This is a genomic window from Pontibacter sp. HJ8, from assembly GCF_054824225.1.
This window is the reverse complement of sequence record NZ_JSYF01000363.1, coordinates 1-6,852: the sequence shown is the minus strand read 5'-3', so window position 1 is coordinate 6,852 and position 6,852 is coordinate 1. Positions and strand designations below refer to the sequence as shown.

The following is a 6,852-nucleotide window of genomic DNA, read 5'->3' as shown; positions in this document are numbered from 1 at the left end:
CCATCGACAGCATCTCCCATGAGCAGAACATCCTGCAGCGAGGCACCCCCTTCACCGCCCGTTGCCAGCAGCAGCGCTTCCAGCAACTTGGCATCGGTTGCCTGCCAGGTCAAATTATTCTTGGACATCTCAATTAGATTTCAGATTTTTAAAGGATACATAACACGATTGCCGTACCCGGCTCCAAATTCCTACTTATCGCATTAAATAACAAGAAGGCCCTCTTAATTTGAATTTCACTCTTTCTATCCAACCCTGTTAAATGAATCACAAAAACAGAATTACGTCGCTATACCTACTCCTGATTGCCTTGCTGCTATACCCTGCCTTAAGCGAAGCGCAGAAAGTAAAATCGCGCCCGGCGAAGGCAGCCCCTGCAGCAAAAACCACAACCGCCGCCAAGTCGCTGTTGTGGGAAGTGAGCGGCAACGGCCTGAAGCAACCCTCCTACCTGTATGGCACTTACCACCTGCTCAACAACAGCTACCTGAATTCGGTACCCGTGGTCAAAGAACGCTTCCTGCAGAGCAAGGGCGTAGTCGTGGAGACAGAGATTGACTCTGCCGCCATGATGCAATTGGGTGCCAAGATGGTGATGCCCGACAACAAGATCTCTGCCCTGCTGAGCACGGAAGAGTTTGAGCTGGTAGGAAAAGAGGTGAAGCAGACCATGGGCTATGACCTGACCCTGCTGGACCAGATGAAACCGATGACCTTGTTGCTGATGCTGTCTATGTCAGATTACCAGAAGATGGAAGTGCTGAAGCAATACAAAGGCAAACCGCTCGATGTATACTTTGCGCAGCAAGGCCGGAAGGATGGCAAGAAAATAAGCACCCTCGAAACCATGGAAGAACAGTTCGACCTGCTCTATAGCCACCACCCGGTAGAGAAGCAGGCCAGACAACTGGTGGAGTATGTGAAGCAAAAAGAAAAAGCATTCCAGATCTCGGAGCAGCTCACGAAGCTATACTTCGAGAAAGACCTGGCCGGTATGTGGACACTTTCGGAGGAATACAACAAACTCACCGGCGGAGAGGACATGGCCTACATGGTAGACGACCGCAACAAGAACTGGATGACGAAGCTGCCGGCCATCATGAAAGAGCAACCGACTTTCGTTGCCGTAGGCGCCCTGCACTTGCCCGGCGAAAACGGTCTCATCCAACTGTTGCAAAGAGCCGGCTACACGGTAAAACCTTTGCAGTAAACAGTAAGCAGAAATTCATACACCGGCTCCGGGTATAGGAGCCCTAAAACGGCATCGCCCGCACAGGTATAGACTTGTGCGGGCGATGCCATTTTAGGGAAAGGCTTTTGGTTATGTCCTGAATGACAGGGTCTCGATCACATTGAAGTTGATATCGCGCATACATTTAAAGTGGCCTTTGGGGCATTTGCTATACCCTATTTTGGAACAGGGGCGGCAGCTGAGTCCGTTCACTTCCAGCACTTTATACCTGGTCCGGAAGGGGTACATGCCGAACTCCGGAATCGTATTGCCCCATATGCTGATGATGTCTTTCCGGAAAGCTGCCGCTATGTGCATCAGGCCGGTGTCGTGGCTTACTACCTGCGCGGCCTGCCGCACCAGCGACGCCGATCCGGCAAGGCTATACCTGCCACAAGCATTGTAGATGATGGTTTTCCCGGCACCTTGTCTTGTGTCCAGTGTCTTATGTCCTGTGTCAAAAAAGGCGGCTATTTCCTCTCCCACGGCAGCGTCTTCTTTCCCGCCGAGCAGTATGACCGGGTGCTGTAGCTTTTCGCACAGCTCGATGATGCGCTCGGTGGGCAGGCGCTTGGTATAGTGCTGGGCACCGATGGCAAAGGCAACATAGCCCTGCTGAAAAGGCTGCGGCAATGCCTGCAGATTCACCTCATCTCCGGCAGGTATGAAGTAGTCCAGTCCCTGCCCGTCGTCCTGTATACCGAGCGCTGCGGCGGCAGCCAGGTAACGGTCCACGATGTGCGTTTGCGGCAGCTGGTTCACTTTGAAGTTGACCATCAGCCACTTCTCGTAGTTGAGTTTATTGAAGCTTTTGCCGGGCTTGCCCAGGCGTGTTTTGATGATGCGGGTGCGCAGGTTGTTGTGCAGGTCTACTACATAATCAAAGTTCTCCGCTTTCAGCTGCTGCACGAGCTCGTTCAAACTCTTACCCAGCACATGCACCTTGTCCACGTAGGGGTTGTGCTCCAGTATACCTTTGAAGCCTTGTTTGGTACAGTAATGCACTTCGGCCCCCGGCACCTGCTGCTTGATGCAGCGGATCACAGGCGTTGTCAGCACGATGTCGCCGATAGAGGAAAACCGGAAGATGAGTATTTTAGGCATTCGCTACTTGATCTTCTCCTTCCGCTCCCTGAAATATTTTTCCACCTCTTCTGCTGATTTTGCATTGAAGGTCATCTCCTTGGTAAGGCCTCCCTTACGACCCACCAATACGCCATACTTCATGTCGTCGTAGCCGCTGGTGTGGTGCGCATCCGGGTTGATGCTCAGCATCACGCCTTGCTGCAGCGCATAGTGCACCCAGCGCCAGTCCAGGTCAAGGCGCCAGGGATTGGAGTTGATCTCGATGATGACATTATTAGCCGCGCAGGCATCGATCACCAGTTTGTGGTTGATCGGGTACCCTTCGCGGCGCAGCAGCAGGCGGCCTGTCGGGTGACCCAGCATGGTGGTGTAGGGATTTTCGATGGCGGTGATCAGGCGGGCGGTTGCCTTCTGCTCATCCATACCCAGGTTGCTGTGAATGGAAGCCACGATGAAGTCAAACGTCGCCAGAATGTCCTCGTCGTAGTCCAGGGAGCCGTCACCGAGTATGTCCGATTCTATACCTTTGAATATCTTAAAAGGAGCCAGTTTCCGGTTCAGTTCGTCAATTTCCTTTTGCTGCCGCAGCACATCGCCTTCCCGAAGGCCGCCCGCATAGGCAGCCGTCTTGGAGTGATCGGAAATGCCCAGGTACTGGTAGCCCATGTCGCGGCAGTAGGTAGCCATCTGCTCGAGCGTATGCGCCCCGTCGGAGTAGGTGCTGTGGTTGTGCAGTATACCTTTCAGGTCAGAGAGCTCCAGCAGCTTCGGCAGTTTGTTCTCCATGGCCAGTTGCAGCTCATTGGTGCCTTCGCGTAGTTCGGGCTCCACATAGGCCATACCTGCCGAGGCATAAATATCTTCTTCGGAGGTATGGCGTGCTTCCCGCACCACGGCCAGCATGCTCTTGCCGGCGGCAAACACTTTGCCCAGGTGCTCCACAGCAGCAGAGCGCACAAAAAGTTCATTGGCAAAATCTTCGGTACCCGCAAAGCGGATCTCGGTTGCAATACCGCTCAAGGTATGCTTGCCGCGCCATACCATGGGGCCTGAGTTGAGTTCGTCCTGCTGCAGTACGTCCAGTTGGTTGAGCGCAGCTTCCGCGTCTGTCGGCGCATCAGTAGCCACTACCAGTTCCAGCTTCTCCACGATCTCCAGCCTGCGCCGCACATCCCCTGCCAACGCCGCTCGGGCCTGTGGCAGTACTTGCTGCACCCGCTCCAGCAGCTCCAGCGCAGCCGGTTCGGCCTCGGCATAGAGCAGCTTGCCCCGGTTCTGCTGCGTAAAAAGCAGCGCCTGCCGGATGTTCTCCTGCGTTTTGGCACCAAAGCCCTTCAGCTTACTCACTTTATCCTGCTCACAGGCATCCAGCAGCTCTTCCACCGTTTCGGTACCCAGCTCTTTCCAGAGCGTGCGCACTTTTTTGGGGCCTATCCCCTTGATGCGCAGCATCTCTACCACGCCCGGCGGCGTAACCGACACAAGCTGGTCGAGCTCTGTGAAAGAACCTGTTTCGTTTATCTCGATGATGCGGGCGGCTATACTTTTGCCTACCCCGCCTATACCTTCCAGTTCGGCCTGGCTCTTCACCTCCAGCGGCTCCTCTACCAGTTCCAGCGCGGCCACGGCATTTGCATAAGAACGCACTTTGAAAGGGTTCTCATCGTGCAGCTCCATCAACTCGGCCGCCAGCTTAAAAAGCTTTATGATTTTCTTATTTTCCAAGGCTATATCTCGTATGGTTACAAAGATAGAAAAACTGCCCATACCTTTGCCACACAGGCACCTGCCCGGCTTTTATATTCAGGGGCTTCTATATAAAACAGGAAATGCCTACCTTAGCCCTATCAACAGCCCTTCCTGCGAGGCACTACAAAAATATACTATGAAACAAGTTTCTTTGCTTTGCATCCTGTGCCTCCTTTTGCTGGCCAACACCTGTCGGAAGAAAGCAGAATCAGAACTTCTGGGGCAGACCTGGCTTCACTCTTACGAAGAAGATGAGGGAGATATCCTGGTCTACCGGCCGAATTCCTATGACTTCCCGCCTTCCCGTGGGAGGACCGGCTTTGCACTGGAGCGCGAAGGGGTAGCCAAGCAGTATGTCATCGCCCCCACCGACGGCCTCGAAGAGCAGATCGGGTTGTGGGAATACGATGGCAAAAACACGATAAAAGTGCACATACAGGGCAACAGCCACCCCGAGCAGCGTTACCGCCTGGAGATCGTTTCCCTGAAAGACGGGGTACTCAAGATCCGGAGAACGGCAGATATCGAAAAGTAAACCTGAAGCGACGCCTCCATGAAGTATTCACTTGAAAAAATTCCGGGCTGGATACGCTTGCTCACGGCCCTGGCTTTACTGGCTGCCCTGACCGCCCTGGCCTTGACCGATAATTACAACGGCATTCTCTCAGGACTCCTGGGTGGCTTGTTTGCCGGTCTGCTGATAGGAGAATTCGCGGTATACCTAAAGAAAAGGCGTTCCAAACAACAATCCTGATCCATTCAAAATCTTTTACCTTTACTTACAAACATGCATTACTGGTTAGTAAAATCGGAACCTGAAACTTATTCCTGGACAGACCTCGTGCGAGACGGACGTATCTGCTGGGATGGCGTACGCAACTATCAGGCCCGTAACAACCTGCAACAGATGCAGCCCGGTGACCTGGTGCTGTTCTACCACAGCGTATCCGAAAAAGCGATCGTCGGGATGGCCAAAGTAGACAAAGCTGCTTACCCGGACCCTACTGCTGAGGATGCCAAATGGGTGGCTGTGGACCTGGTGCCTGTGCGCGACTTCAGAGATGCGGTCACACTGGACCAGATCAAGAAGGACCAGCGCCTCGAGAATATTTCGCTGCTGCGCCAGTCACGCCTTTCGGTGATGCCCCTGAAGGCCGAAGAGTTTGATGTGCTGCTGGCGCTGGGAAACTAGGGAAAGGCCGGATGGGGACTTAGCACAACGATAAGTAGTAAAAAGGAGTAGAAGGCTAAAACTGTAGCCTTATACTTTTCTGCTACTCATTAGCATTCTGGTTACCCTATGCCTAACCTCAAGCTCCTGCTGCTATGTCTTTCGGCCTTAGCGCCCACACTCCTGTGGGCACAAGAGCCAACCCAACCTGTGCGCCTGGAGCTGGCTTACGAGTCGGAATACAACCACCTGGAGGTGCTGCCTGTGCCGGACAGCAGCCTGTTGGTCTACATCAAGACCTCTGACGGCTGGGGGACAGAGGCTACCTTCACAATCAACAAGTACGATTCGCGGCTGGAGCGGATCTGGAGCACCTCGCTTGAGCTACAACCTGAGCTCGAATATATACGCCATTTTACGGAGGCTCCTTATACCTATCTTGTTTTTCAGTCGGTAAAGCCGGAGTATTTTGTCTTTCTGCGGATCAACCTTGCCAACGGCGCCGCCCGGCAGACCGAGCATAAACTCGAGAAAGTGGAGTTTATATTTGAGTTTAATGTGCTGGCGGGGAAGTACTTCATCATCGCCGAAAACCGGACAGACCAGACGCCGGTGCTGCTATACCTGGACCCGGACCGGGAAAAGCCCGTCATGCTCCCTGCTATTTATGGGAGCGAATCCTCTTTTTCGGATATGTTGGCTGACCCGGCACACGGCCGCACCGATGTAGTCATTACAGAAAGTAATGGGCGTATAGCACGTCTCCAGGTCAAGAGTTTTGACCCCAAAGGCCAGCTTCTCCACAATTATTTCATTTTGCAACAGGACCAGCGGGGCCTGCTCAATGCGGAAGTCACGCCCGGCGATTCGCTATCCAAAATGCTGGTGGGCACCTACGGCGCCCGGGACCTGCGCTATGCACAGGGATTCTTTACGGCACCGGTGGCTTCCCAGATCGTCAGCGGCGAGTTTTATTCTTTCCTGCAACTGCAGAACTTCTACAAGTACATGAAGCCCCGCCGGGAAGCACGTACCCGCAAGCGGGAGCTGGCCCGCATCGCAGAAGGAAAAGAACCCCTCCAGCGCTACCGCCTGCTGCTGCACGACCTGATCACGACCCCCACGGGGTATGTGCTGCCTGCTGAGATATACTACCCCCAATACAGATCCAGCACGGGTTACCTGGATCCACGCTTCCGGGACACTGACAGAGCAGCCATTGCCTACAAACGTACCCATGCCATTGCACTTGGTTTTGACAAGGACGGCATCCTGCTCTGGGATAACTCCTTTAAGTTAGAAGACCTGTCTACCTCCGAACTGGTGCATTCCGTAGAACCGGCGAGTCTACCCGACGGACGTTTTGTGATTGCTTATGCAGCCAAAGATCAGATCCATTACCGGGTCATGGAACAGGACAAGTATACGGACGAAGAAACCTACATAGAGCTGCTGCCTTACGAAAAAGAGGAAAGGATCACGGAGTCTGAACAGGAAAACATTGTCCGGTGGTATGACTCCCATTTCGCAGCTTATGGTTTTCAGCGAATAAAATCCCCCAATGCCCCCAACCGGATGGTGTTCTACATCAACAAGATCTCATTTTAATTGCTCG

7 protein-coding genes are annotated in these 6,852 nt (G+C 53.5%); 5 read left to right on the top strand and 2 right to left on the bottom strand.

The features are described from left to right. Positions 1 to 262: 262 nt before the first annotated feature. The gene (locus OB13_RS15550) at positions 263 to 1,210 is read left to right on the top strand and encodes a TraB/GumN family protein (protein WP_461491093.1); all 948 of its coding nucleotides are present in this window, start codon (positions 263 to 265) and stop codon (positions 1,208 to 1,210) included. 111 nt (positions 1,211 to 1,321) lie between these two features. On the opposite strand, the gene OB13_RS15545 is transcribed toward OB13_RS15550, so the two are convergent. Next, a complete protein-coding gene (locus tag OB13_RS15545; protein ID WP_461491092.1) occupies positions 1,322 to 2,335 on the bottom strand; it encodes a glycosyltransferase family 9 protein in 1,014 nt (337 codons plus the stop codon). Between the two features lie 3 nt (positions 2,336 to 2,338). Further along, positions 2,339 to 4,084, bottom strand: coding sequence for a DNA polymerase/3'-5' exonuclease PolX (polX, locus tag OB13_RS15540; protein WP_461491091.1), 1,746 nt, complete (start codon positions 4,082 to 4,084; stop codon positions 2,339 to 2,341). 118 nt (positions 4,085 to 4,202) lie between these two features. Here polX and OB13_RS15535 point away from each other — a divergent pair, with 118 nt between their 5' ends. The 4 genes from OB13_RS15535 (at position 4,203) to OB13_RS15520 (ending at position 6,845) form a co-directional block, all read left to right on the top strand. After that, positions 4,203 to 4,601, top strand: a complete 399-nt coding sequence (locus OB13_RS15535) for a hypothetical protein (protein WP_461491090.1) — start codon at positions 4,203 to 4,205, stop codon at positions 4,599 to 4,601. Positions 4,602 to 4,619: 18 nt separating this feature from the next. Continuing rightward, on the top strand, positions 4,620 to 4,820 hold the full coding sequence (locus tag OB13_RS15530) for a hypothetical protein (protein WP_461491089.1): 201 nt from the start codon (positions 4,620 to 4,622) through the stop codon (positions 4,818 to 4,820). A 33-nt stretch (positions 4,821 to 4,853) separates the two neighbouring features. Next, positions 4,854 to 5,258, top strand: a complete 405-nt coding sequence (locus tag OB13_RS15525; protein ID WP_461491088.1) for an EVE domain-containing protein — start codon at positions 4,854 to 4,856, stop codon at positions 5,256 to 5,258. A gap of 108 nt (positions 5,259 to 5,366) precedes the next feature. Further along, the gene (locus tag OB13_RS15520) at positions 5,367 to 6,845 is read left to right on the top strand and encodes a hypothetical protein (RefSeq protein ID WP_461491087.1); all 1,479 of its coding nucleotides are present in this window, start codon (positions 5,367 to 5,369) and stop codon (positions 6,843 to 6,845) included. Positions 6,846 to 6,852 lie beyond the last annotated feature (7 nt).

Coding starts and splice junctions, on each gene's coding strand:
- OB13_RS15550 (WP_461491093.1), top strand. CDS start 263: ATGAATCACAAAAACAGAATTACGTCGCTATACCTACTCCTGATTGCC.
- OB13_RS15520 (WP_461491087.1), top strand. CDS start 5,367: ATGCCTAACCTCAAGCTCCTGCTGCTATGTCTTTCGGCCTTAGCGCCC.
- OB13_RS15530 (WP_461491089.1), top strand. CDS start 4,620: ATGAAGTATTCACTTGAAAAAATTCCGGGCTGGATACGCTTGCTCACG.
- OB13_RS15535 (WP_461491090.1), top strand. CDS start 4,203: ATGAAACAAGTTTCTTTGCTTTGCATCCTGTGCCTCCTTTTGCTGGCC.
- polX (WP_461491091.1), bottom strand. CDS start 4,084: ATGGGCAGTTTTTCTATCTTTGTAACCATACGAGATATAGCCTTGGAA.
- OB13_RS15545 (WP_461491092.1), bottom strand. CDS start 2,335: ATGCCTAAAATACTCATCTTCCGGTTTTCCTCTATCGGCGACATCGTG.
- OB13_RS15525 (WP_461491088.1), top strand. CDS start 4,854: ATGCATTACTGGTTAGTAAAATCGGAACCTGAAACTTATTCCTGGACA.